Here is a 25,560-nt window from a genome sequence, read left to right on the forward strand (position 1 = left end):
CGATGGCGATTTTTGCCATCATAGGCTTTGTATTATTGTTTGGCGGGATTTATCTCATTAGTTTGGGCGGCTCGTGGTACTACTTGGTAGCCGGTATTTGGATATTAGCTACGGCGGTATTACTTAAAAAACGCGCTGCATTGGCGCTCTGGCTGTTTGCTGCCTTATTGGTTGTGACAGCGGTATGGTCGCTATGGGAAGTGGGCAGCGATTTTTGGGCACTTGCCCCTAGACTGGATATTTTAACCTTTATGGGGATTTGGCTATGGTTGCCACATATCACCCGCTATGTTAAATCTCATCAGCCAATTAACTCAGCAGATCCATCATCAACGCCTAAAGCAACGTTATTTGATCATACTTGGATAACTCCGGTTCGACATGGCTTAGGCTTAGTCATTCTATCAATTTTTGCGTTGATGGGTTATGCCGCTTTTCATGACCCCCAAGAAATCAACGGTACCATCACCCGTGCGCAGCCTACGCCAAAACCACTGGCAGGCATTGCTCCTGGCGATTGGACCGATTATGGACGGACACCTGAAGGTACACGCTATTCACCTTTGACCCAAATCAATGATAGCAATGTCAAAAATCTTAAAGAAGCGTGGACGTTTCGTACTGGCGACTTTAAAACTGCTAATGATTCTGGGGAAACCACCAACCAAGTCACCCCGCTTAAAGTCAACAATACCTTATATTTTTGTACCGCGCATCAGTTTTTGATTGCGCTTGACCCTGCCACAGGTAAACAAAAATGGCGGTTTGATCCGAAACTTAAATCAGATAAAACCTTCCAACATTTGACCTGCCGTGGGGTATCGTATCACGATGACGCCAATGTCAGTAAAAATGCTGCCAGTTTACAAGCGCGCCAAACTAAATCGGCGCTTTGCCCGCGCAAAATTATTTTGCCGGTCAATGATGGTCGCTTAGTCGCCGTCAATGCCGATACGGGTCAACGTTGTAGCGATTTTGGTACCAATGGTGAAGTCAATCTGCAACAAGATATGCCATACCCCTATCCCGGTGGCTATAACCCAACGTCACCACCTGTAGTGACAGGGACGACGATTGTCATCGGTGGGTCTGTGACTGACAACCTCTCTACTAAAGAGCCTTCGGGCGTTATCCGTGGCTATGATGTTAATACCGGTAAATTAATGTGGGTGTTTGACACAGGCGCAGAAGACCCCAACGCCATCCCAGCACCTGGGCAAAAATTTGTACACAACTCGCCAAATGCATGGGCACCGCTTGCGTATGATAGCCAAGCCGATGTCGTATATGTGCCTGTCGGTGTGGGTACGCCAGATATTTGGGGCGGCAATCGTGACCGACTACAAGAGCGTTTTGCCAACTCGGTTGTTGCGCTCAATGGCACCACAGGTAAAGTGCTATGGAGCTTCCAGACCACGCATCACGACTTGTGGGATATGGATGTACCCTCGCAGCCAACCATTGCAGAATTGACTGACCAAACGGGCAAAACCACGCCTGTGGTCTATGTCACCACCAAAACGGGCAATGTGTTTGTCCTTGACCGCCGCACGGGTAAACCTGTGGTACCGGTGACAGAACGTGCCGTGCCGCAAACGGTCAAACGCGGTAACCAAACCAAAGGTGAAAAATACGCTGCCACTCAGCCATTTTCTGAGTTAAACCTTGCGCCACCGAATCCGCTGCAGGATAAAGATATGTGGGGCGCGACCATGTTTGACCAGCTATATTGCCGTGCGTATTTTAAATCACTCAATTATGAGGGTATCTATACGCCACCGTCAGAAAACGGTACCTTGGTTTTCCCAGGCAATTTAGGGGTATTTGAATGGGGCGGTATTTCAGTCAATCCCGATCGCCAAGTCGCGGTGATGAATCCTTTAGCGTTACCTTTCGTTAGTACTTTGATCCCACAAGATCCTAACCGTCCACAAAAAGAAAAAGGCGCAGGCACTGAACAAGGCGTCCAGCCTATGTATGGTGCGCCTTATGGTGTGGAAATCAAACCTTTCTTATCACCTGTCGGATTACCTTGTAAACAACCTGGCTGGGGCTATGTGGCAGGGGTGGACTTGACCACGCATCAAATCGTGTGGAAAAAACGTATCGGTACTATCCGTGATAGCTTACCAAAACTGATGCAGTTACCGCCATTAAAAATCGGTGTACCCGGACTGGGTGGTTCGATTTCGACAGCGGGAAATGTGATGTTTGTCGCGGCGACCCAAGATAATTATATCCGTGCTTTTAATGTCAGTAACGGCGATAAACTCTGGGAAGCGCGTTTGCCTGCTGGTGGGCAAGCCACGCCAATGACTTATGAGATTAATGGCAAACAGTATGTGGTCATCATGGCAGGCGGGCATGGCTCGTTTGGTACCAAGATGGGTGACTACATGGTTGCCTATGCGTTACCCGATTAGTCATTGAGGCTTATTGAGGCTTTAAGAAAACCACGTTAACATTTTAACGTGGTTTTTTTATGAGCCTAGATTAAGTGGGCAGTGTATTTAGTCATAATTTATATCAGCAATTAAAAAACACTTAACGATAGCAATTACTCAACTGGTTTTTTAAATGCCTCAATCGCCATCGCCCGTGAGACTTTTGTTGGGGTGTCAAGCTTTGGATAGGCGATGTGAGGATGTTGTTTTAGGTAGGTTTGCAGTTTTTGCTCATCGTTGATGATGTTAGCTGGCACTGTTGCAAGCTCGGGTAACCAGTGTTGAATATAGCTGGCGTCAGGGTCATGTGTTGCCGCCTGATTAAATGGATTCATGACCCGAAAATAAGGTTGGGCATCGGTACCGACGGAAGCTGACCATTGCCATCCGCCATTATTACTGGCAAAATCACCATCTACCAAATGCTGCATAAAATACGCCTCACCCCAACGCCAATCGATTAATAGGTTTTTGCTCAGATACATCGCCACCACCATACGCAGCCGATTGTGCATAAAACCTGTAGCATTGAGACAGCGCATCGCTGCATCCACCAGCGGCACACCGGTCTTACCTTGATACCAGCTTTCAAAGTCGGCTAGGTCATAGCGCCAAGCCACAGATTCATCGAGTGGGGTCAAAAACGCCTTGCCTTTAACGATATCTGGACGGTTAACCATAACGTCATAATAAAAATCGCGCCAAGCCAGCTCGCTAATCCAGCGCATGATGTCTTTCTCACTTCCCAGTCCTTGCTGACTGTTCAGCACTTGTCTGGCTTTGAGATAGCATAATCTGGGTGATAGTATACCGATGGCCAAATAGGGCGATAAACGACTGGTCGCACCCAAGTGATTATTCAAAGCGGGCACGTCTCTGGCGGTATTGTAATCAGCGATATGGTTTTTTAAAAAATCATCCAGTCGTAATTGGGCAGCCGCTTCACCGGCAGGGTATAACAATTGTGCTAACTTACTCACGTGATTGAGTTGTTTATCAAGCGCAGCGGTGGGGTGAAGATAAGCGCGATAAAATGCATCAATCATTATATGGTCATTGGTATTGGTATTGGTATTGATATTGGTATTGGTATTGCGGCTGTCCTTGGCAAGTTGTGTGGTGTTTATAGCCATGGCAGCAGGGGTGGGCGATAGGGTTAAGCCGCCAGTTTCAATCATCGCAAGCCAACACTTGTAAAAAGGGGTAAAGACTTTGTACGGCATACCTTTGTCGGTGACGATACGCTGAGGGTCAATCACTTGACTATCATCAAACCATTGAGTAACTATGCCTAACGACTGAGCCTGCTGGGCGATATACTGATCGCGGGCAACTTCATTCACCGGGTACTCCAGATTGGCAAATAAATGGCTTATAGCAAGCTGCTGGCAAAGCTCAAGTACGTCCGTCGCCTGCAAGGCAAAATCATCCACCACTCTGACGATGGTACCAATATTCAACTGAGATAAGCTCTGCTCAAGTGCGCGGATTTGCCGCAGTATCAAGTCAATTTGCCACAGCGATTTGCGGTGTGATTGCCATTGCTTGGGTGTCAAATAAACCACGGCGATGACGCCAGCATGATTTTGCCGTGCATGCTCACAGCAAGCCGCAAAAGCGGTATTGTCAAAGGTGCGCAAATCTTGGCGAAACCACATCAAGTTCATTGTGCTGCTCATTATCTTTACCCCAATACAACAATTTATAGTTAGGGTATTATGTCAACAAAGGCTTGGTTTCCCAAGACATTTTTTCAGGTTTGTTGCGCCATCATAACGGTAAAAGCCAGTTATCCCGTTGCAAAAATGTGCAATGACCCACATAAAAAGTCAACTAAACTAGATAATAGATAATAGATTTACGTGCTTTAAATAGCCAGCGATTAAGTAAATCTATAGAAAGGTACGATGAAAAATTCTAATAAAACCGTTAAAAAATCTGATTTACCGAGCAAAATCTGCCCAATGTGTCAGCGTCCATTTACCTGGCGAAAAAAATGGGAAAAAGATTGGGTGAATGTCATTTATTGCTCAAAGCGCTGTCAAGGTAATAGCCGTAGCAGCAAATTAAAAAAATAACCCTAAAAACTCATTGACTTGTGATAGACCCAAAATCAAATAGCAAACTAACTATTTGATTTATGACATAATTATATTAAGATGGCAATGTCATCTCCCATCATTCAAGCGTGCATCAAACGATTTCCCTGTTATGCTATCTACCCCATCATCTGATAACAAATCGTCAAAACTATATATTAGGGTAGTGGTAGTTGGCATCGTTACCGCGTTGCATGGGCTGCTGCTATATCTATTTTTTCAGTACCAAACGCCATTAAAAATCAAACCGCAAACCACACAGCCGCTAGAAATTAGCTTTATCCAGCTGAAGCCTCACTCCTCGCAGACCTACCATTCACAACCGCCTGTCGCCATTAATCATGCAAACCCTACCAAGCAAGCTTATCCTAGCACTAACACACAAGTAGCTGATATTAAAGAAAAAACGTTCCCAAAACCAAACCCTACACCCGCTAAACTGGTGAATCACCCAGCAAAAAATAGTAGCCACAAGCCAATCGAACTCAGACCAACGATGGATAATTCGGCTAACCAAAAAAAAGCCAGTCAACCTAAAAATTCGTTATCTAAAACAAGTCAAAGCCAAACTCAACCCCAAAAAAAATCACAAGATATTCCTAGCGAGCCATTAATGAACGCGCGTGAAAATAACGCTCACTATAAACAACAGCAAGCGGCACAAATAGAACGCAACATAAATTTAAATAATAGCCAATCTCTTACTCAGTCCAAATCAGCGACCATCAACCAAAGCCATACCAATGCCGATAATGCTTTAAAACCTATAACTCACGATGAGCGTGCTAAATCATCTGCTAAATCATCTAAAGACTCGATGCGCCCTCAAATACAAAAAACGCCAAATCAGCCCGTTAGCCCAGTTATTTCAGCTATCCCCGATGTCCCAGCTATTAATTCGTCAGCAAAACCAGCAACACCCATCACCTTTGGCAATGCGGATGCAAGTTGGCAGAAAAAACCGAACACGCAGTTACCACCCAATTTATCGCGTATTGTGACACTAAAGCAGCTATCAAGCCTGCAAGTAAAACTTAATGTCAATGCCAAAGGTGACGTGGAAAAATGCAGGATTACGCAAACATCGGGTGATCCAGAGGTGGATAAATTTATTTGCCAACAAGTGCAAAAAGCCAAACTTTACCCAAAAAAAGCCAATGGCGTCACGGTACCAAGCATTGGTAATCTCACCATAGCACTGACCAATCTTGCAAATTAAACCCTACAATATATGGTTGAAGCGGCACCTATGTAATAATCATGAAGGGCTTACTGTGTAACAATTGATTACCTAGACACATAAAAAAAGCCAATCTGATGAACAGATTGGCTTTCATGTTATTGAAAGTTAGCTTATTTCTTTTGGTAAGATAAACGTACGCCGTATACCCAGCCATCATTGTCTTGGAAATCGCCAACAATGCTACCATCGGGTAGTTTCGCTTTGGCATCACCAAACATCAAGTATTTAACGCCGCCTGAGACAGCCCATTCAGGTGTCAAATTGTATTTTGCCCCCAAGCCCACATTCCAGTTACCTTCCACAGGTCCTAGAGAAGTGATGGGATTGCCTGCACCTGAGTCATAACCCACAGCGCCCGAAATAGCTAATTGTGGTGATAGTTTCTTACCTAGACCGACTTCAGCAGTCCAAGCGTCATCGTCATAAGAAACTAAATTTAAACCGCTTGCTTTACCATAGATTGTTGGTTTAATCGCAAAATCGCTCCAAGGTACCCAACGTGCTTTTGCGGTTAAAAGGGTTGTTGGATTGATACCTGTTTGGAAATCTAAGTTAACAGATTTTGGCGTGGTGATAGTAATTTCATTGGTGCCTTGAGTAGGTAATCCTCTAGCAGCTAATGCTGGGAAATTTTCATACGTCGTTGTATCATGGTCAATTTCTGAGCGATAAGTTAACGCGGCTTTGAGGGCAATTTCAGGTTTTAAATAAGCAATCCCAGCCATCCAGCCATAAGCCGTATCACGCGTAATATTTGCATCATACCCAGAGGCGGTTTTATAAGCGTTACCACGTAAGTGGACATCACCTTCTAAACGCTGAATCGTAGGACCACCATAGATTTGAATGTTTTTCTTTTCACCCAGTTTTACCCCCAACAGTCCTGTGAAATTTTGGCTGCTGACAGAAACGTTGGTTGCCCCAGAGACCGTAGATAGTCCATTAGCTGCAACATTTGCATTTATAAGCTTAATAGCACTTTCCAATCGAGCTCTTTGAGTTTGAAGAGTAGTAGAATTTGGATTGGCTGCTAAGCCATTATTCACTTGAGTTAGCTGATTTTGAAGCGTAGGAAGTTGAGCTGGCGACAATCCTAGTTGTGTAGTCAAGCCATTGAACTCTTCTACCGAAGTAATAGCAGGTGCTTGCGCGTTTTGTGTTCGTAAAGCAGTAGTCACATCGTTCAAAATACCACCAATAACCGCAGTTGGTGCGCCAACAAAGTTGTTATCGCCAGAATACTCAACATCTGCGGCCCAAGGCTGATCAAAAAATGCCCCTACGCTGATGGTGTCATTAACATCGGCTTTTGCCCCAAAGTTTAAAAACTGGTAATCCTCTGCCATATCAGGGACATTGCGACCAGCGGTAAAGTTTGCGTCAGTTGTCGCAACTTTTTTGTTATCTTTACCCTCGACTGTTGGAGCGATAGTAATGTGCTCCACATAGGCAAAAGTACCTTGCTCGGTAAAAGCCCAGCTTGGTTGGGTAGAGCGGTCTAAACCGGCGGCATTTGCGATAGAAACAGTAGAAAGCGTAGCAACAGCTAGCGCAAGAGAAGAAATTTTAAATGACATGTGAAGCTCCCTGTTTGATGTTAATCATCACGTCTAACAGCTAATTTAACAAAAACTTATCAGTAAATTAAAATTGACGTAATACCTTCCTTTCGTCAGTCAAAGAATAATCAAAATTTTAACAATTGACAACCATAGAATCACATTTTTGTAAGAATTTATTGACCTGAGCAGTCACGAAAAAAAGAGGGTGTTAACCCAATGAGTTAACACCCTCTTTTTACTGACTATATGTGCCTAAACAACTATCGACCGCGATAAGTAATACGTCCTTTCGATAAGTCGTAAGGTGTCATTTCAACTTTAACTTTATCGCCCGTTAAGATACGAATATAGTTTTTACGCATTTTTCCAGAAATATGCGCAATAATTTCATGCCCATTTTCTAAACGCACTTTAAATAATGTGTTAGGTAAAGTATCGACCACTTCGCCTTCAAATTCAATTACATCGTCTTTTTTTGCCATAATACCTATATCTATGAGTCAAATGTATAAATGCAGATTATACGCTGATGCGTGTGTTATCGCAACTTTTAACCCCTAAATCAATCAATTGAAAAAAACAGCTAAAAGATTTGCGCGCATCGCGCCCTTATTCAGGCAAATTTAGCCAAATAGGGGATAGCCTTGTTGCCGGTAACAGTGATTGAAATTGGGGTGGATATAGCGCGTTGATAAAGTACAGCCCATCGGCAGAAGCCGTCGCTGCCGCAAGTGACCGATTTTTGCTAAGTAGCAATGTCTCAATCCATGCGACTGGCTTTTCACTGCGCCCAATTTCAAATAACGTACCCATAATATTTCGCACCATGTGATGCAAAAAACCATCGGCTTGGATATCCAGTACCAATAGCTCACCATGCTGAATTAATTTGGCAAAATGGACATGGCGCACAGGCTGGTTAGATTGACAGGAAGCGGCACGAAAACTGGTAAAATCATGGGTGCCTTCAAGGTAGGTCGCTGCCTGCTGCATCAGTTGGACATTAAGCGGGGCGTACTCATGAGTAATTTGCTGATTGAGTATCGCAGGTCGAAAGGGGTGGTTGAGGGTAATATAGCGGTAGCGTCGAGCAATGGCAGAAAAGCGCGCATGAAACTCAGCAGGCATCACTTGTATCCAGCGCACCGCGATATCATCAGGTAGTAGAGAATTTGCGGCACGCAGCCAATTATAAGGCTGACGCGTGGCACTGGTCTGAAAATGGGCTATCATATTTGACGCATGGACACCGGCATCAGTACGACCTGCAGCGATGACTTCTATGGGTTCATTGGCTATCTTTGATAACGCTGCTTCAACATGCTGCTGAATACTATCAACTTCTTGTTGTCGTTGCCAGCCGCGATAGCGAGTACCAATAAATTCGATGCTGATCGCATAAGTATTTACAGTCATAAAAAAGCCAAATTTGCCAAAACCTACGATAAAAAAGCCTAGTATAACAACTAATCAGTTATTAGGCGACGGTGTGGGTATCTTTTAGACAATGCGCCCAGCGCTGACGGCGGCGAGCAGGGGTATCATAACTGCCAATCAACCAAAGCAGACGAGCAAATATCGCAGGTAAGGTCAATCGTCCCGTCATCAAAACTTCACACTGAGCCAGCCATGCCCCCGCTTCATACGCTTGGCTGACGCCGCCATACGCGCATTGGGTGGTCACTGCAACCAGACAGCCTTGTTTTTTCGCCTGTAATAATTGGTTTTTGATGGATTCGGCATACGGCACATTGCCTGCACCAAATGCCAAAATAATGATGGCATCAGGTTTTTCAGACAATAAATTACCCAAGCGAGCAGCGAGCAAATGCGTATCCACGGGCGTCAAATAGAGTGTGGCAATGTTGGCATGGGACAAGCTGTCAAAGACTTGCGGCAATTCACTCAACCGATCTTCTAGCCAAAGTTGATGCTGAGCCTCGGTGATTTTTGAGGTATAGCTATTGGCGGGATAACCAGCACGGTGGTGCCCCACAAACGCCATTAAATCATGGCTATGAATTTTTTGCACAGTTTGGGCAGGCCAATCTTCACCAGAAAAACACACCCGCACCCCAGGCTCACCATGACGGGCTAGTTTACAGGCATCAAATAAATTCTGTGTGGCATCGCTCTGCGGGTCGATGCGGTAATCGGTTAACACATTGCTATCAAGCAAAGGTCTCATCGCCCCTGTCACCACAATACTGATATGACTACCCGCAAAACACTCTGCCAAAAAAGCCGCGAGGTAGCTGAGCGTATCGGTGCCTGTTAGCACCACAAATTGGCGAAGCCCTTGTCCAATGGCTTGTAGTATCAATTGATAAAAATGCGCAAAATCGGCAGGTGTTAACTGGCTACTGTCTTTAATGACATCATTATCCAATATCCGCCAATCCACAGGGTCGTGTGCATGGTTTGGGTAGGTGGCAAAATGGGTCTGTAGTATCTGTGATAACACAGGTAAAAAAATATCAGCATCTAAGCTAGCAAGCGGTTTGCCATAACTGCCAAAAGTGCCGCCCGCGTAGATGATGCCAATACCTGATTTGCTGATAGATTTACTCAATTGAAATTTTACTCATAAGGGTTGGCAATGGATAACTTATCAAGGACAGCGATTTCAATCGCTTCCATTTCATCTTGCTCAGCTTGCCCAAGTTCATGGTCAAAACCCAGTAAATGCAGCATCCCATGCACCAGCAAATGGGTTAGATGCTGCTGAGCCGTTTTGCCTTGTTCAGCGGCTTGACTAACCACCACCGCATGGCAAATCACTAGTTCACCTAGCGGCAGTGCGGGCAGTAATTCTAGCACAGCTTCAGGCAATTCACTGGCATAGGATAAAATATTGGTAGCGTAGTCTTTGCCACGCGCCTCCAAATTGATGGCGCGAGCTTCCACAGGCTCCGTGACATAAATTTCTAATTCAACCGTTTTTTGAAAGATAAATTCACCCAGTTGACTAGGTATCTCAGTAGTGTCTTGATGGGTTTCAAAATACTGCAGAACTTGTTGCAAAATAGCGACAATCTTGTCTTGTTGGTACAAGGCTTCAAGTTCGCCAAAAGTTGGCAGTTCAAGTAAGTCTTCGGCAAAACTAATTATCACTTGACTCATCGGTACTTGACTCATCGGCGCTTGCGGCAAAGCGCCTGCTAAATCACCTGTTAAATCAATTTGGGTTGGTAAAGCTGATGACATAAGCTACTCCGCGATACCTATATCAATGGGTGCATTATCAATCGGAGCTTTATCAATCGGTGCATTGTTATCCGTCACCCCGATAGCCGAGCTTGCGGCTTGTGACTGTGCTTGGCTTTGTTCAAGTAGGCGCGATTGCTTTTTGGCTTCTTTAATCGCTTCTTGCGCTTCATCGTATTTATCGTAGGCTTGCACGATTTTTTGAACCAATTGATGGCGTACCACATCTTTGCTATCAAACCGCGTCACATGAATTTCTTCAATATCCGCCAAGATTTCTAGCGAATGCCGCAAGCCTGACTTGGTGCCGCGAGGTAAGTCCACCTGTGACATATCGCCCGTGATGACCGCCCGCGAGCCAAAACCCAAACGAGTCAAAAACATTTTCATCTGCTCAGGGGTGGTGTTTTGTGCTTCATCCAAAATCACAAACGAATTATTTAAGGTACGACCGCGCATGTAGGCGAGGGGGGCTACTTCAATGACTTGTTTTTCAATCAGTTTTGCCACTTTTTCAAACCCTAGCATTTCATATAAAGCGTCATAAAGTGGGCGTAAATAAGGGTCGATTTTTTGGGTCAAATCCCCCGGTAGAAAGCCCAGTTTTTCCCCTGCTTCTACCGCCGGGCGCACAAGCAAAATACGCTCAATCTCATTGCGCTCTAGCATATCCACCGCACAAGCCACCGCCAAGTAAGTCTTACCCGTCCCTGCAGGCCCTACGCCAAACGAAACATCAGAGAGTAAGATTTTTTTGACATATTGCTGTTGGTTGTAACCGCGGGGAATGATTTTTCCTTTACGGGTTCTCAAACTAATTGGGGTGAAATCAGTACTATCTGCGCGCTCGCTGCCATTTTCACTAGCGGCATCATTTTCTAGCGCTAAATCTTGCTCGCGGCTAAAACTCGTTTGCACGAGCAGGTGCAAATCTTCTGGCGAGATGACGTCGTTGCTTTGTGCTTCATCGGCAAGCTGTGCCAAGATACGCTCAGCACGTGTGACTGAATCAAGCTCACCTGAAATCACAAAATCAGTTTTGCGTTGGTGAATGTGGACTGACAGGCGATGTTCAAGGTACTTAATGTGGTTATTGTATTCGCCCAATAGGGTTTTGAGTTGATGGGCTTTTAGAGATGATAAATCGACCGTTCTGCTGATGGTATCGCTCAAGAGTGCTTCCTTTTATGGGTTCTTATAGTTGTGATAAATCATAAGGTTGAGAGATTAGGGGAGTATCACAGTAACCAATATAATATTTTGGCACGTTGATACTATTATGGTAAATATATGCAAAAATTCAAGTGACGTTCACGGGTTTTTGTCATTTCAAGTGATTTTGAGGTCGACACGGAGCCAATGCTCAGCCACGACGGGCAAAAAATTAAATTTTGAGAAAATGAAAAAAAATGTGACAAAATGCTTGACGACATAGGGTTAAATACGCATAATATGCACCCCATGACAGGCAAGAAATAGTTTAAAAATTCTGCCTAAATCCTGCAAATTTGCCAAACATGGCGATGTAGCTCAGCTGGTTAGAGCGCACGACTCATAATCGTGAGGTCAAGAGTTCAAGTCTCTTCATCGCCACCATTTGCAAATAACTTAACGCCCAGTATTTTGATAAGTCCCGTATTTTGCTAAGCCAAGCATTTTGATGTTTGGCTTTTTTGTTGCTTGTCATTTGGTTGTTTGTCATTTGACAATAAAAAAATGAAAAAGAAAAACAAAAAAAGGGCGATAGCTGTATCACCCTTTTGTCATTTAAATTACTATTTAAATTGTCATGCAATATTAACGAGCTGCGTTATAGGCTTTATTGGCATCATCAAAACGTGCCATAACTTTGTCAGATGCGGGCGTTAACAGCGACACCACATAGATGGCAATCATGCCTAAAATAAAGCCTGGTACGATTTCATACAGACTACTACCGGTTAATGGTTTCCAAGCGATGACCGTCAACGCGCCTACAAGCATACCTGCCAACGCGCCTGTGCCAGTCATACGTCGCCAAAATAATGACATCAATACCACAGGACCAAACGCCGCGCCAAATCCTGCCCATGCATACGAGACCAATCCTAATACTTTGCTGTCTGGGTTTTGGGCAATGACAATGGCAATCGCTGAGACCAAAAGCACCATGAAGCGACCAATCCAAACCAGCTCTTTTTGCGTGGCAGTAGGGCGAATAAACCCTTTATAAAAATCTTCTGTAATCGCGCTTGAGCATACCAATAATTGACAGCTGAGGGTACTCATGACCGCCGCCAAAATAGCAGACAACACCACACCGACAATCCAAGGGTTAAATAACAATTGTGCCAAACCGATAAAGATACGCTCGTTATTATCTTTTAAAATGGCAGTTTGCTCAGGATGCACCGTCATATAGGCAAGCCCAAAATAACCTACCGCTACCGCGCCTGCTAGGCATAAAATCATCCAAGTCATACCGATACGACGAGCATTATTCAGTGATTTGACCGAATTTGCTGCCATAAAACGCGCCAAAATATGCGGCTGACCGAAATAACCCAAGCCCCACGCAGCCGCACTGATGATACCGACGAATGACGTACCAAACAGCAAGTTACCGTAGTTTTTGTTATTTGCCTGTGCCGCCATACTGACCGCCGCATGAATTTCATCCATACCGCCTAAGTTTAAATAAACCATGATGGGTGCGAATACCAGTGCAAAAATCATCAAACTTGCTTGAATAGTATCCGTCCAGCTTACCGCCAAAAATCCCCCAATAAAGGTATAGATAATGGTGGCAAATGCCCCTAGCCACATAGCCGTGGCATAGTCAATTTCAAACAAGCTTTCAAATAGCCGCGCACCTGCGACAATGCCTGAGGCGCAATAAATGGTAAAGAAAAACAAAATAATCGCCGCCGAAGCAATTTTAATCAATTTATTGTTGGCGCCAAAGCGGTGGTGAAAGTATTCAGGCAAAGTCAGCGCATTGTTATTAAACTCAGTATGCACCCGCAGTCGACCCGCCACTAAAAGCCAGTTAAAATACGCACCAATCACCAAGCCAATCGCAATCCAAGATTCACTCAACCCCGATACATAAATCGCCCCAGGTAACCCCATCAGCAGCTATCCTGACATATCTGACGCACCTGCCGACATCGCGGTCACAAAACTGCCCAGACTACGACCACCCAAAATATAGTCATCAAAGTTACGCGTGGCAAAATATGCCGCAAACCCGATGCCCAATACCAAAATCAAATACAACGTAAATGTAATATAAACGGGTGTCATCCCATCACTCCTAAGGTCATCCCGATTCAAGGTAATAAAACCACTAAAAATTGATAGCAGTCATAGAGATTTTACGTGGCATCACACGCTAATCGACATCCTGATAGATACCATCTAATAACGAAAAGTCACATTGTAGAAAAATATCAGGCATAAAAAAAGGATAATCGCTTTGATTATCCTGTTTATGGCATAAAATTGTCAACGCGCTAAATTTTGCGATACATAATATCGTAAATAGCGCGACCTTCCTCCATACCGCGTTTTTCAAATTTAGTCAGGGGGCGAAAATCGGGACGTGGCAAAAAGTTACCTATACCTTCGCTGTTTTTGCCTTCGACATTTGCAAACGCGGTTAAACTATCCATGACTTCAATCATCCAGTGGGCATAATGTTCCCAATCGGTAGCAGCATGGAACATGCCGCCTTTTTTAAGCACCCGTTCCACCACCCTCATGCGATCAGCACTGACAAAACGGCGTTTGTAATGGCGCTTTTTTTGCCAAGGGTCGGGAAAATACAACTGCAGCGTGTCAATATGCGCCGCCGGTAATTGCTGCATCAGGGCAATGGCATCGCCACTGATGAGTTTGAGGTTATTGAGACCCAGTTCCCCTGCCAAAAATGCACAGTTACCCAGTCCTGCCTCATGCACTTCAATGCCGACAAAGTTTCGTGTTGGGTCATTTTTTGCCATTTCTACCAAGCTTGTGCCCATACCAAAGCCAATTTCCAGTGTCAAAGGCGCATCAGGGTTTGAAAATAGCTCACGCAAATTGGTTATGCCACCGATATCCATTGCTTGTATTGCATCCAAATTGGGCTGGACAAAAAAATGGGCAAAGTCTGACTGTAACCCAGCTTCTGCCTTTTTGCCCACATGGGTTTTGCGTTTCATAAAAGTTTGAATGGCGCGATAGTGCGGGGATGAATCAGGGTTTTCATCATTCGGTTGTGGGCTAGTGGGGAGATTGGGAGAAAGCAATGGTGCATCGGGTTTAGCCGCATCGACTGTCTCAGAAGTTTGGGTATGTTGGGGTGTCATCATTTGCAAAAATCGTAGTTGGTGTGATAAAGGGTGGTTGTGATAAAATTCGGCTATTATAAGTGAAAACCCCAAAAAGTAAAAACCTCAACAAGTGAACACAACCAATGGATAATCCCTAATCGCCATGTTATTTCTTGAAAAAACATCACCGCCGCCATTTTGGCAGCCACAGCTAACCGATAAACAGCGTCTGATGTACGACAAAGCCTTTATCGGCAATCGTTCTCAGGCCTATTATCTCAAGCGTTTTGCCCAGTTTGATCAGGCAGGGCGATTGACGGCAAAGTGGCATTGGGCAGGGTTTTTGATGACGTTTCCTTGGCTGTTATACCGTAAGCGATTCTTAGATAGCATTGTCTATTCGGTGGCGGGATGGTCATTTATTCAGCTCAATGTCACCATCATTTTGGTGGCGATAGAGTATTTATTGATACGCAATCTTGATGAAGCGATTCGTATGCCGCTACGTATTGGCATTGGGCTTGCGATTTGGCTGTTTTGGTCAGTGATGGTGGCACGTTGGAGCGATGCTTATTATTATCGGATGGCGCGCCGTGAAATTGCCGATGCGATTGAAATGTATCCGCGGGATGAGGAAAAACAGCTCGCTCATATCCGCAGGCACGGCGGGGTGAGTTTGGTGGGTTTGGCGCTGGCGTTTGGGTTTTATGCGTTTTCTTTGTTTGTAATACAAGTGCAGTTTTTGCCGATTTATGCCAAACAAAAAGCCAATGCCACGCTGTTTGAGGTGCTTGATATCGTAGAAAGCGCACAGGGGCGAGTCGATGCCATCTACAAAGCCACCGGTCAATGTCCTGTCAATACACCACTAAGCACAGATAACCAAAAAGTGGTGCTAAAAGTGCTTACCCAAGCAGAAAGCATTCCAACTGACAGTCATTGTATGATTCAAGCGACCGTACGAGGCGTGCCGTTTCCCAATCGCTGGCTCAATGGTCAGACGCTGACCATGTATCGTATTGGCGATAGTAAAGTCGATGGTAGTTGGGGCTGTATCACCTCACTCAATCGCAAGCAAATCCCCAAACAGTGTATGCTTGCCGAGCGCTGATAAAATAGTTGTCCTTACAACCACTAGCCGATGCGATGGCAGTGGTTTTCAAAAAAAAACCGAAGCCTAAGCAACAGCCTAGGCTTCGGTTTTTTTGTTTTTATTTATGGGTTTTATATTGAAGTCAGCAAAATAACTTACTTCATCAACAACGCATTGACGCGTTTTAGATAAGCGGCTGGGTCTTCAAGCTGACCGCCTTCGGCAAGTAGTGCTTGGTCAAAAATCACTTGCGCGAGGTCATCGAACTGCTCCGCGCTTTCCAATTTTCGAATGAGCGGATGGTTCGGGTTGACTTCTAAAATTGGCTTGCTCTCCGGCACAGGCTGACCCATTTGTTTGAGCATTTGCATCATCTGTGGTGATAGTTCACCATCAGCGGTAACGAGCAGAGCAGGGCTATCCACCAAACGATTTGACACGCGCACATCTTTAGCACGGCTACCTAACACGCCTTTGAGTTTTTCTACCACAGGCTTGAAGGTTTCTTCCGCCTTTTTGGCTTCTTCTTTTTCGGCTTCATCGGTCAAATCACCTAAGTCTACCGCGCCTTTGGCGATATTTTGTAGCGGTGTGCCATCGTACTCAAACATAAAGTTCATTGCCCATTCATCAACGGGGTTGGTCATCAAGATGACTTCAATGCCTTTTTTCTTGAACACTTCAAGTTGCGGACTGGCTTTGGCGGCGGCAAGGTTTTCAGCTGTTAGATAATAAATCGCCTTTTGACCGTCTTTCATACGACCTTTATAGTCGTCAAAGCTGGTGACCACATTGTCATCAGTGGTAGTGGCATAGCGCAATAATTTGGCAATTTTATCCTTATTGCTCTGGTCTTCACCCAAGCCTTCTTTTAAGACGTTGCCAAATTCAGCATAAAACTGTTTATATTTTTCTTGTTTTTCAGCTTCATCGCTATTGGCTAGGCTAGCTAGCACGGTCAATATACGGCGGGCGTTACCATCGCGGATAGATTTGACATCGCGAGACTCTTGCAGGATTTCACGGCTGACATTGAGCGGTAAATCAGCGGTATCAATGACCCCTTTGACAAAACGCAGGTACATCGGCAATAACTGCTCGGCATCATCCATGATAAATACACGTTTGACGTACAGTTTTAGACCGTGTTTTTGCTCACGTTGGTACAGGTCAAACGGCGCTTTTTTAGGGATATATAGCAGCTGGGTATATTGTAGACGTCCTTCGACACGGTTGTGCGTCCAAGTTAGCGGCTCATCATAGTCATAGGTAAGATTTTTATAAAATTCTTTATACTCTTCATCTTCAATTTCTGAAGGTGAGCGCGTCCATAGGGCATTGGCTTGGTTGATGGTTTCCCATTCAGCGGTGGTTATCATTTGACCTTGGGGTATCTCACCTTTGGCAGTTTCGCCCCCTGCTTCTGAATTAGCAGTTTTTTGCGCGTCAGTGAGTTCTTCTTCTTGCCAAACTTCTTTGCGCATTTGGATTGGCAAGCTGATATGATCAGAGTATTTATTGACTAAAGATTTGATTTTTTGGCGGTCAAGGTATTCGCTGTGTTCATCGGTGATATGCAAAATCACTGTCGTGCCACGGGTAGGCTTTTCGATGGTTTCGGTGGTAAATTCACCGGTACCGTCTGAAATCCAGCGTACACCTTGGCTGGCAGGCTCACCTGCTTTACGAGATTCCACCGTGATGGTGTCCGCTACGATAAAACCTGAATAAAAACCCACCCCAAATTGACCAATCAAATTGCCGTCTTGTTTTTGTGCATCGGATAATTTTTCTAAGAAAGCTTTGGTGCCTGATTTGGCAATAGTACCCAAATGCTCGATGGCATCGGCTTCATTCATACCGATACCATTGTCAATAAAGCTGATGGTTTTGGCATCTTTATCAATATCAATGCGAATGCATAGTTCACTGTCACCTTCATACAGCGCGTCGTTTTGATTGCCTTCAAAGCGCAACTTGTCACAGGCATCAGACGCATTTGACACCAGCTCACGCACAAAGATATCCGCATTAGAGTAAAGCGAGTGGGTGACTAAATGTAATAGTTGCGCGACTTCAGCTTCAAAGCTATGTTTTTTTGGCTCAGGTTTGTTTGAATCTGCCATAGTAAGTAACTCCTAAAAATAAGAATAAAAATAATTAACCCAATTTATGATGGTTCGTTGTCATAGTTAGGGTGAGTCTAAAACTATTTCAAGCATAAGCATCACAATTTTTTAATTTTTAAATAATAAAAAAATGATGCAAGCAGGGTTTAAATCACCAATAATTAAATGACCAATAAAAAGCCGAGCAGACTTATACCCGGCTTTACTTGCTATCTATCCGATGCTATATCTCTTTTAAATCTTGGATTCACTAGGATTACGCAGTTGTGGTGAACGCAATGCTTTGGGCAAGCTAAAGGTCACGTTTTCCAAAATACCTGATAATTCTTCAGGTTTTTCGCCGCCCCAAGATTGTAAGGTATCTAACACTTCTTGAATCAATACTTCAGGCGCGGATGCACCCGCAGTAACACCCACCGTATCCACACCGGCAAACCAGTCTTTTTGCATTTCGCCGGCATTATCAATCAAATGCGCTTTGGCGCCCAAGCGCTCCGCGAGTTCACGCAAGCGGTTGGAGTTCGATGAGTTGGGTGAGCCCACCACTAACACCACTTGACAACGCGCCGCAAGCTCCTTGACCGCATCTTGACGGTTTTGAGTGGCATAACAAATGTCATCTTTACGCGGCGCATGGATTTTAGGGAATTTATTTTTTAGCGCATCAATCACTTCTGCGGTGTCATCCATCGATAGGGTGGTTTGGGTGACAAAAGCCAAATCAGTATCAGTCGGTAAATCAAGATTGGCAACATCCAGCACATCTTCAATTAAGTGAATACGTCCACCGTATTGTGGATCGAAGCGCCCCATCGTGCCTTCTACTTCTGGATGACCGGCATGACCAATCAACACCGCATCTACGCCTGTTTTGGCAAATTTATTGACTTCGATATGGACTTTGGTAACCAGTGGGCAAGTGGCATCAAACACCGTCAAATCACGGCGTTCGGCTTCATCTTCCACCGCTTTGGAGACGCCATGCGCTGAAAAAATCACAATCGCCCCATCCGGCACTTCATCCAACTCTTCGACAAATACCGCACCGCGATTGGCAAGGTCTTCCACCACAAATTTGTTGTGTACCACTTCATGACGTACATAAATAGGTGGTTCAAAGCGCTCAAGGCAGACATTGACGATTTCGATGGCTCTATCGACCCCAGCACAAAAACCACGGGGATTGGCGAGTAAAATTTTCATAACGCAGTTCTTCAGTCATTGATGATTCATATGGCTAGTTTACCATGAGTTCATACACGCAAAATATGTTAAACGTAAAAAATCAGCGAATCGCTATTGAAAGGCTAAATTACGCAGAAATTTTTAGCAAAAATTGCTAAAATAGCCGATTCAAAAATGGCTACTACTCACTTCATCAAACCCCTAAGGATATGTCATGACCAAAGGCTCATTATTTATCATCACCGCAGCAAGCGGTACTGGCAAAACATCGCTGGTCAAACAGCTGATTGCAACGACCAATGACTTGGCGGTAAGTATCTCGCATTCGACTCGCAAGCCGCGTCCTGGTGAGATTGATGGGCAGCATTATCACTTTGTCAGCCGCGAGATATTTGCTGATATGATTAAGCAAGGTGAGTTTTTGGAGCATGCTGAAGTGTTTGAAAACTACTATGGTACCGCCCAGTCCACAGTAGAATTTATGCTGACCAATGGCTTAGATGTCATCTTAGAAATCGACTGGCAGGGCGCGCTGCAAGTGCAAAAATTGCGTCCCGATGCCACGACCATTTTTATCCTACCGCCCGACCGCCAATCGCTGCGCCAGCGGCTTTCCAATCGCGGGCAAGACAGTCAAGAAGTGATTGAAAGACGTCTTGCTGGTTCGGTCAATGAAATGTCGCAATACGTGAATTTTGATTATGTGGTGATTAATGACAATTTCGACGTGGCATTAGCGGAGTTAAAATCAATCATCATCGCCAATCGTTTGACTCTCGCTAAACAGCAAGAGCGTCACGCTGGCCGTATTGAGCAGCTATTGTCTGAATAAATCATCAATAGCCTATAAATAATTATTAAGCGCAGCGAGCTAATGAAACGCACTAAAAATCTGCTGTCTTAGCCAGCCATACAGCGGGTCAACCTGTTGTTGGTGCCAATAGCCGTGTAACTCGATATGAGTCAACTCAATCGGCAAATCCAAAATCTGCCAGCCTTGGGCGGGTGGCAAAAATGTGGTGGCTAACTGGCGCGGCAAGGTGAGCAATAACTTATCTTGTTTTAGCAATTGAAAAGCAGTGGCATAATGTTGGCAACGGATTTTACTCTGCCGCTGCCAACCTGCTTTGGACAATAAACTATCTTCAATCGACAGACCTAGCCGCCGCGATGACACAGTTATATGTTGACTGGCAAAATACTGAGCTTGGGTGATAGTCGGTTCATTCGCCAATTCAGCGGCAAAATTTGGCGCATACAACACCAGCACAAACTCATCTCGCAACAAGGGTCGGTGCACAATCTCACTATCCACCACCCGCGCCACATCAATGGCAAAATCCAGCTGTCCAACTTTTAGTTCATGCGCGAGTTCTGAGCGATTGAGCCGGCTACTGGTGATTTGGCAATTGGGCAGGACTTGATGAATTTGGCTGACCAATTTGTTAAACACAATCAATTCAATTTCATCGTGCATGGCAATCGTCAATGAGGCAAAGCTCTGCTGCGCCAGCTCGCCAAGTTTGTCCTCGCTCAATGAATGGTTAGTTTGAAATATTTGTTCGAGATTTTCAAAGCTTTGTTTGACCGTTGGGTATAGACGTTTGGCATACAGGGTGGGGTGCAGTTCACCTTTTTCCCGATAAAAAAGTTCGTCCCCGAGCGCCTGACGTAACCGACCTAACGCATGGCTAATGGCAGATTGGCTCAAATGCAAAGCTTCTGCGGTATGGGTAAGATTTCTAAGCTCAAAAATATAAATAAATAGCCTAAGTAGATTTAAATCAAGCTGCTTTAATGGGTTTTTACGCAACATATGGATAATACCTTACAAGTATAGGACAATTATTTGCTCAATAATTTGGCTAAGACCTTTCAATGGTATGAATTTTATTCATGGTATTATACTAATTAAAATCATTTTATTCATGATAATAAATCCGTTAAGCTGATTCAATGATTGTTTTAGCCAAAAAAGGACAACGCCCAATGGAATTCCAACTTAGCGATAAAGCAAAAGATTACATCGCCCGTACCAAAGCATTTATTGAAACCGAAATCGAACCGATTGAAGCAGAATTTTGGCAAGCGGCGCATAAGCTTAATCCCACAGGCGATTGGACGACTTGGCAATGGCCTGCCAAACTTGAAGAATTAAAAACCAAAGCCCGTGCGCAAAATTTATGGAATATGTTTTTGCCAGACGAGCAACTGGGTCAAGGATTAAGCGTGCAAGAATACGCCCATATTGCTGAGTTGTCTGGCAGAAGCCTCATTGCCCCACATGTGTTTAACTGTAATGCGCCCGATAGTGGCAATATGGAATTGATTTGGCGCTACGGTAACGACGCCCAAAAACAGCAATGGTTAACGCCGTTATTGGCAGGCGAGATTCGCTCCGTGTTTGGCATGACAGAGCCTGCAGTGGCCAGTAGTGATGCCACCAATATGCAAGCCACGGCGATTGTCGAAGGCGATGAAATTGTGCTTAACGGCCGCAAATGGTGGTCTTCAGGTTTGGGCGATCCAAATGCTAAACTTATTATTTTTATGGCACACACCCCAGATGAGAGCAAAGATCGCCACCATCAGCACACCATGGTACTGGTACCTATAGATGCCAAAGGCGTCAAGATTGAACGTATGCTCAAAGTGTTTAATGATTATGATGCACCACATGGACATGGCGAAATGCGTTTTGACAACGTGCGTGTACCGCTTAGCAATGTCATCGGCGGGGCAGGCGAGGGATTTGCAATTGCCCAAGGGCGCTTAGGACCGGGTCGGATTCACCACTGTATGCGTTGTATTGGCGCGGCAGAAAAATCGCTAGAGCTTGCCATCGATCGCGGGCTAAGCCGTAGCGCATTTGGTAAACCGCTGCTTGATTTAGGTGGCAACCGTGAACGTATCGCTGACGCCCGTGTCAAAATTGACCAAGCGCGTCTGTTAACCCTGTATGCCGCCTATAAAATGGATAAACTTGGCACCAAAGCGGCGTTGACCGAAATCTCAGCGATTAAAGTGGTCGCCCCAACGGTATTACAAGAAGTCGTCGATATGGCGATTCAGCTACATGGGGGGATGGGTGTGAGCCAAGATACGTTGCTGCCGATGTTCTTTAACCAAGCCCGTAGCCTACGCCTTGCCGATGGACCTGACGAAGTGCATAAAGGCATGATTGCCAAACTGGAAGTGAAAAAACGCCAACAAGCGACGACCAAATAGCTAATAGCTAGTTAATAAAAAGGATAGCTAGCTAACAGAAAAGGCGTAATGTCAGGTTACGTCATTTTGCTATTTTACCTAGTTAAAAATACAAGTTAAAATACAAGTTAAAAAACAAAATAAGAAACAAGGATGAAATTATGCTTGATACTGCGAACCCAGTACGCAAAGGCGAAGAGATTGACAGCAATGCGGTCACCGAGTATTTAATGAGCCAAGGCATCGCTTTGCAAGGTGAGCCAGAAGTTACCCAGTTTTCAGGGGGCGCATCCAACTGGACATACCGCCTAAAATATGCCAACCGTGATTTAATTTTACGACGCCCACCCAAAGGTACCAAAGCCAAATCCGCCCATGATATGGTACGTGAGTACACAGTTCAAAAAGCACTGCAATCACAATACCCACGCGTCCCCAATATGGTCGCCCTGTGTACCGATGACCGCGTGATTGGTTGCGATTTTTATGTCATGGATCGCATCGAGGGCATTATTCCCCGTGCCAATTTGCCAAAAGCGTTGACGTTAAGCGAACAGCAAGTCAGCGAGCTGTGCAGGCAGGTAGTCGATGCGTTGATTGATTTACACAAGGTCGATTACACCCAAAATCCTGATTTGGTCGCACTTGGCAAAGGCGAAGGCTACTGCGAGCGTCAAGTCATGGGCTGGGATAAACGCTATGAGCAAGCCCGCACGCCTGATGTGCCTGATTTTGCCGATGTGCGTCAGTGGTTAACAGCCAACACCCCAACCGATGTTAAAACTAGCGTGATTCATAATGACTGGCGTTTTGACAATGTGATTTTAGACCCAAACAATCCAACCAACATCATTGGCGTGCTCGACTGGGAAATGGCAACGATAGGCGACCCCTTGATGGATTTGGGCTGTGCGTTAGCTTACTGGATTCAAGCCGATGACAATGCGGTGATGAAAGCTACGCGCCGTCAGCCGACCAATCTGCCAGGCATGATGACCCGTGGCGAAGTGGTCGAATATTACCTGCAAAAAACAGGCTTGAAAGTGGATAACTGGCGCTTTTATGAAGTGTTTGGGGCGTTTCGTTTGGCAGCGATTGCACAGCAGATTTATTACCGCTATTATCATGGGCAGACCGACAACCCGGCGTTTAAAGATTTTGGCGTGATAGTCAACGCCTTGCACGACCGCTGTATCGAACTTATCGAAAAAAATAACAATAAATCATAGGGGTTTTCATGAAGCTCATCAGCCTTGTCCGTCATGGGCAAGCGTCATTTGGCGCAGACAATTACGACCAACTGTCCCCAAAAGGTATCGCTCAGACCCAGTGGCTTGGTGATAGTTTTCGCCAGTCCGGTCGGCAAGTGCACGCGCTGATGTCAGGCAGTATGGCGCGGCAAAAAGACAGTCTCAAGCATTTTTTAAGCCATTATTATGTCACCCGTGAAGGCATTGAACTGACCGAAATCACCCACCATGTGCAAAACGCTTTAAAAAATCAGGCAAATCCCAGTTTGACCATGCCGCTATTGTTGGGTGAAGATAGCAGTTTTAATGAGTTTAATCATGAGCAAATTCTTTATAAAGCGGGGTTGCCATTTGCGGATAAAGCCAGTTTTATGGCGTATTTGTCCAGTCAAACACACCCTGAAATTAGCTTTACTGAGATTTTTACCCAAGCCATGAGCCGTTGGCAAAGCGGTCAGTACGACAGTGATTATGATGAAAGTTGGCAACACTTTTTACAGCGCACCTGGAACGGTTTTGAGCGTTTGATGGCGCAAACTGGCGAGCATGAACATGCGATGGTATTTACCTCAGGTGGCGTGATTGCCAGTATCATGCAGCAAGTGATGAAACTATCAGATGTCCAAGCTTTTGATTTGAACTGGCATATCGCCAATGCCAGTGTTCACCAATTTCGCGTGAGTGACCAAGGTGTTTTTTTACAAACCTTTAATGAGTTTAGCTATTTGTATCAACAAGGCGAGCAGATGGTGACTTGGCGCTAAGGTTTAGCTTATCAGTTTAACGTTTAAAAAAATTTAACAAATAATTAAGGATGAAATAATGCAAACACTACCGGAATTACTGCAGCAAGTTCAAACCACAATGACACCCCCTAACACTGACTTATCGCCTTTTATCGATAACCAAGTGGGTAAGGGCAAAACCATTTTGATTACTGGCGCAAGCTCAGGCCTTGGGGCAGGCATGGCGACCCATTTTGCTTGCATGGGCTATAATCTGGCAATTTGTGCGCGCCGTACCGAACGCCTAGAACAACTCAAAGCCAACCTATTAGCGGATAATCCGACGATTAAAGTTAGTGTCAAGGCACTCGATGTAACTAATTATACGCAGGTTTTTAAAGTGTTTCATGAATTTGCCCAAGAGTTTGGCAAGCTTGATCGTATCATCATCAATGCAGGGGTCGGTGAGGGACGCCGCATTGGCAAGGGTAATTTTGAGATTAATCGCAAAACTGCCGAAATCAATTTTATCTCAGGTCTTGCCCAGTGTGAAGCAGCGATGGAAATTTTCCGCGCCCAAAATAGCGGTCATTTGGTGGTTATCTCAAGTATGTCGGCGTTTCGTGGTCTACCAAAACATATGTCAGTTTATGCGGCAAGTAAATCAGCGATTGCAAAGCTTGCTGAAGGGATTCGCGCCGATATGCTGCTATCTGAGTTACCGATTAAAGTGTCAACGATTTATCCAGGGTATATACGCACTGAGATTAATGAAGGTGCTAAACCGTTACCCTTTGAAGTGAGTGAAGAAATCGGTACCAAAGCATTGGCAATCGCGATTGAAGGCGAGCCTGATGAAGCGTGTGTCCCTGAACAACCCTGGACACTGATAAGTGACTGGATGAAAAACGCCCCACTGACATGGGTCAATGGGTTGGCATAAACGCTGTCAGTCATCGTTAACCCTATCACCATCCTTGTTTATCTTATGTATTTAACGCCTATAGCGATATTTGCAGTAGGCTAGACAAGGGTCGTAGTGATAAAATCAGCGACTCTTTGATGATTTTTTATTTATTGTTACGATAACTGAGTGGTACAGGCAAGCAAACGATGAAAAA

Annotated in this window: 20 protein-coding genes, 1 tRNA gene and 1 pseudogene; 10 read left to right on the forward strand and 12 right to left on the reverse strand. The window is 44.8% G+C overall.

Going from position 1 to position 25,560, the window contains the following annotated elements:
- Positions 1 to 2: 2 nt before the first annotated feature.
- Entirely contained in the window at positions 3 to 2,423 is a 2,421-nt protein-coding gene (locus RTR63_RS03185) for a glucose/quinate/shikimate family membrane-bound PQQ-dependent dehydrogenase (protein ID WP_312522657.1), read from the forward strand.
- 134 nt (positions 2,424 to 2,557) lie between these two features.
- Here the strand turns inward: RTR63_RS03185 and RTR63_RS03190 are convergent, their stop codons facing one another.
- Entirely contained in the window at positions 2,558 to 4,123 is a 1,566-nt protein-coding gene (locus RTR63_RS03190) for a cryptochrome/photolyase family protein (RefSeq protein WP_312522615.1), read from the reverse strand.
- A 228-nt stretch (positions 4,124 to 4,351) separates the two neighbouring features.
- Between RTR63_RS03190 and RTR63_RS03195 the strand changes: the two genes are divergently transcribed.
- Entirely contained in the window at positions 4,352 to 4,522 is a 171-nt protein-coding gene (locus tag RTR63_RS03195) for a DUF2256 domain-containing protein (protein ID WP_312522617.1), read from the forward strand.
- 133 nt (positions 4,523 to 4,655) lie between these two features.
- Positions 4,656 to 5,762 (forward strand): energy transducer TonB, encoded by a 1,107-nt coding sequence (locus RTR63_RS03200; protein WP_312522618.1) that lies wholly within the window; start codon positions 4,656 to 4,658, stop codon positions 5,760 to 5,762.
- A 134-nt stretch (positions 5,763 to 5,896) separates the two neighbouring features.
- Here RTR63_RS03200 and RTR63_RS03205 read toward each other — a convergent pair whose 3' ends face one another.
- The 6 genes from RTR63_RS03205 to RTR63_RS03230 form a co-directional block, all read right to left on the reverse strand.
- Positions 5,897 to 7,363: an OmpP1/FadL family transporter gene (locus RTR63_RS03205; RefSeq protein ID WP_312522620.1), complete on the reverse strand. Its 1,467-nt coding sequence runs from the start codon at positions 7,361 to 7,363 to the stop codon at positions 5,897 to 5,899.
- Positions 7,364 to 7,608: 245 nt separating this feature from the next.
- Positions 7,609 to 7,830, reverse strand: a complete 222-nt coding sequence (infA, locus tag RTR63_RS03210) for a translation initiation factor IF-1 (RefSeq protein WP_007116282.1) — start codon at positions 7,828 to 7,830, stop codon at positions 7,609 to 7,611.
- 127 nt (positions 7,831 to 7,957) lie between these two features.
- A complete protein-coding gene (gene truA, locus RTR63_RS03215; protein ID WP_219331033.1) occupies positions 7,958 to 8,764 on the reverse strand; it encodes a tRNA pseudouridine(38-40) synthase TruA in 807 nt (268 codons plus the stop codon).
- A 61-nt stretch (positions 8,765 to 8,825) separates the two neighbouring features.
- The gene (locus RTR63_RS03220; RefSeq protein WP_312522622.1) at positions 8,826 to 9,920 is read right to left on the reverse strand and encodes an asparaginase; all 1,095 of its coding nucleotides are present in this window, start codon (positions 9,918 to 9,920) and stop codon (positions 8,826 to 8,828) included.
- A gap of 8 nt (positions 9,921 to 9,928) precedes the next feature.
- Entirely contained in the window at positions 9,929 to 10,555 is a 627-nt protein-coding gene (ybeY, locus tag RTR63_RS03225; protein ID WP_312522624.1) for an rRNA maturation RNase YbeY, read from the reverse strand.
- Between the two features lie 3 nt (positions 10,556 to 10,558).
- Positions 10,559 to 11,728, reverse strand: a complete 1,170-nt coding sequence (locus tag RTR63_RS03230; protein WP_312522626.1) for a PhoH family protein — start codon at positions 11,726 to 11,728, stop codon at positions 10,559 to 10,561.
- Between the two features lie 346 nt (positions 11,729 to 12,074).
- On the opposite strand from RTR63_RS03230, the gene RTR63_RS03235 reads away from it, so the two are divergent.
- A tRNA-Met gene (locus tag RTR63_RS03235) sits at positions 12,075 to 12,151 on the forward strand.
- A 201-nt stretch (positions 12,152 to 12,352) separates the two neighbouring features.
- On the opposite strand, the pseudogene putP reads toward RTR63_RS03235, so the two are convergent.
- Positions 12,353 to 13,840 (reverse strand): annotated as a pseudogene (gene putP, locus RTR63_RS03240) (sodium/proline symporter PutP).
- Positions 13,841 to 14,049: 209 nt separating this feature from the next.
- Positions 14,050 to 14,886 carry a tRNA (guanosine(46)-N7)-methyltransferase TrmB gene (gene trmB, locus RTR63_RS03245; protein WP_409418189.1) on the reverse strand — a complete coding sequence of 279 codons (837 nt, stop codon included), beginning with the start codon at positions 14,884 to 14,886 and terminating at the stop codon, positions 14,050 to 14,052.
- Between the two features lie 127 nt (positions 14,887 to 15,013).
- Here trmB and RTR63_RS03250 point away from each other — a divergent pair, with 127 nt between their 5' ends.
- Positions 15,014 to 15,961: a pilin gene (locus RTR63_RS03250; protein WP_050324205.1), complete on the forward strand. Its 948-nt coding sequence runs from the start codon at positions 15,014 to 15,016 to the stop codon at positions 15,959 to 15,961.
- 137 nt (positions 15,962 to 16,098) lie between these two features.
- Here RTR63_RS03250 and htpG read toward each other — a convergent pair whose 3' ends face one another.
- Both htpG and ispH read right to left on the reverse strand, forming a co-directional pair.
- The gene (htpG, locus tag RTR63_RS03255; protein WP_312522627.1) at positions 16,099 to 18,069 is read right to left on the reverse strand and encodes a molecular chaperone HtpG; all 1,971 of its coding nucleotides are present in this window, start codon (positions 18,067 to 18,069) and stop codon (positions 16,099 to 16,101) included.
- A 237-nt stretch (positions 18,070 to 18,306) separates the two neighbouring features.
- Positions 18,307 to 19,275, reverse strand: coding sequence for a 4-hydroxy-3-methylbut-2-enyl diphosphate reductase (ispH, locus tag RTR63_RS03260; RefSeq protein ID WP_312522629.1), 969 nt, complete (start codon positions 19,273 to 19,275; stop codon positions 18,307 to 18,309).
- Between the two features lie 196 nt (positions 19,276 to 19,471).
- Here ispH and gmk point away from each other — a divergent pair, with 196 nt between their 5' ends.
- Positions 19,472 to 20,089 carry a guanylate kinase gene (gene gmk, locus RTR63_RS03265; RefSeq protein ID WP_095355641.1) on the forward strand — a complete coding sequence of 206 codons (618 nt, stop codon included), beginning with the start codon at positions 19,472 to 19,474 and terminating at the stop codon, positions 20,087 to 20,089.
- A 39-nt stretch (positions 20,090 to 20,128) separates the two neighbouring features.
- Here gmk and RTR63_RS03270 read toward each other — a convergent pair whose 3' ends face one another.
- Positions 20,129 to 21,073 carry a LysR family transcriptional regulator gene (locus tag RTR63_RS03270; RefSeq protein WP_312522632.1) on the reverse strand — a complete coding sequence of 315 codons (945 nt, stop codon included), beginning with the start codon at positions 21,071 to 21,073 and terminating at the stop codon, positions 20,129 to 20,131.
- Positions 21,074 to 21,246: 173 nt separating this feature from the next.
- On the opposite strand from RTR63_RS03270, the gene RTR63_RS03275 reads away from it, so the two are divergent.
- From RTR63_RS03275 to RTR63_RS03290, 4 genes are all read left to right on the forward strand, one after another.
- Positions 21,247 to 22,485 carry an acyl-CoA dehydrogenase family protein gene (locus RTR63_RS03275; RefSeq protein WP_050324210.1) on the forward strand — a complete coding sequence of 413 codons (1,239 nt, stop codon included), beginning with the start codon at positions 21,247 to 21,249 and terminating at the stop codon, positions 22,483 to 22,485.
- A 140-nt stretch (positions 22,486 to 22,625) separates the two neighbouring features.
- On the forward strand, positions 22,626 to 23,693 hold the full coding sequence (locus tag RTR63_RS03280; protein WP_312522634.1) for a phosphotransferase family protein: 1,068 nt from the start codon (positions 22,626 to 22,628) through the stop codon (positions 23,691 to 23,693).
- 8 nt (positions 23,694 to 23,701) lie between these two features.
- Positions 23,702 to 24,478 (forward strand): histidine phosphatase family protein, encoded by a 777-nt coding sequence (locus tag RTR63_RS03285; protein ID WP_312522636.1) that lies wholly within the window; start codon positions 23,702 to 23,704, stop codon positions 24,476 to 24,478.
- 100 nt (positions 24,479 to 24,578) lie between these two features.
- Positions 24,579 to 25,382, forward strand: a complete 804-nt coding sequence (locus tag RTR63_RS03290) for an SDR family oxidoreductase (RefSeq protein ID WP_312522659.1) — start codon at positions 24,579 to 24,581, stop codon at positions 25,380 to 25,382.
- Positions 25,383 to 25,560: the final 178 nt, after the last annotated feature.

This window comes from Moraxella sp. CTOTU47724, from assembly GCF_032014955.1.
Classification (GTDB): Bacteria; Pseudomonadota; Gammaproteobacteria; order Pseudomonadales; family Moraxellaceae; genus Faucicola; species Faucicola tetraodonis.

Coding starts and splice junctions, on each gene's coding strand:
- RTR63_RS03205 (WP_312522620.1), bottom strand. CDS start 7,363: ATGTCATTTAAAATTTCTTCTCTTGCGCTAGCTGTTGCTACGCTTTCT.
- RTR63_RS03275 (WP_050324210.1), top strand. CDS start 21,247: ATGGAATTCCAACTTAGCGATAAAGCAAAAGATTACATCGCCCGTACC.
- RTR63_RS03195 (WP_312522617.1), top strand. CDS start 4,352: ATGAAAAATTCTAATAAAACCGTTAAAAAATCTGATTTACCGAGCAAA.
- gmk (WP_095355641.1), top strand. CDS start 19,472: ATGACCAAAGGCTCATTATTTATCATCACCGCAGCAAGCGGTACTGGC.
- RTR63_RS03280 (WP_312522634.1), top strand. CDS start 22,626: ATGCTTGATACTGCGAACCCAGTACGCAAAGGCGAAGAGATTGACAGC.
- RTR63_RS03290 (WP_312522659.1), top strand. CDS start 24,579: ATGACACCCCCTAACACTGACTTATCGCCTTTTATCGATAACCAAGTG.
- infA (WP_007116282.1), bottom strand. CDS start 7,830: ATGGCAAAAAAAGACGATGTAATTGAATTTGAAGGCGAAGTGGTCGAT.
- RTR63_RS03285 (WP_312522636.1), top strand. CDS start 23,702: ATGAAGCTCATCAGCCTTGTCCGTCATGGGCAAGCGTCATTTGGCGCA.
- RTR63_RS03200 (WP_312522618.1), top strand. CDS start 4,656: ATGCTATCTACCCCATCATCTGATAACAAATCGTCAAAACTATATATT.
- RTR63_RS03270 (WP_312522632.1), bottom strand. CDS start 21,073: ATGTTGCGTAAAAACCCATTAAAGCAGCTTGATTTAAATCTACTTAGG.
- RTR63_RS03250 (WP_050324205.1), top strand. CDS start 15,014: ATGTTATTTCTTGAAAAAACATCACCGCCGCCATTTTGGCAGCCACAG.
- RTR63_RS03185 (WP_312522657.1), top strand. CDS start 3: ATGGCGATTTTTGCCATCATAGGCTTTGTATTATTGTTTGGCGGGATT.
- trmB (WP_409418189.1), bottom strand. CDS start 14,886: ATGACACCCCAACATACCCAAACTTCTGAGACAGTCGATGCGGCTAAA.
- ispH (WP_312522629.1), bottom strand. CDS start 19,275: ATGAAAATTTTACTCGCCAATCCCCGTGGTTTTTGTGCTGGGGTCGAT.
- RTR63_RS03190 (WP_312522615.1), bottom strand. CDS start 4,123: ATGAGCAGCACAATGAACTTGATGTGGTTTCGCCAAGATTTGCGCACC.
- htpG (WP_312522627.1), bottom strand. CDS start 18,069: ATGGCAGATTCAAACAAACCTGAGCCAAAAAAACATAGCTTTGAAGCT.
- truA (WP_219331033.1), bottom strand. CDS start 8,764: ATGACTGTAAATACTTATGCGATCAGCATCGAATTTATTGGTACTCGC.
- ybeY (WP_312522624.1), bottom strand. CDS start 10,555: ATGTCATCAGCTTTACCAACCCAAATTGATTTAACAGGTGATTTAGCA.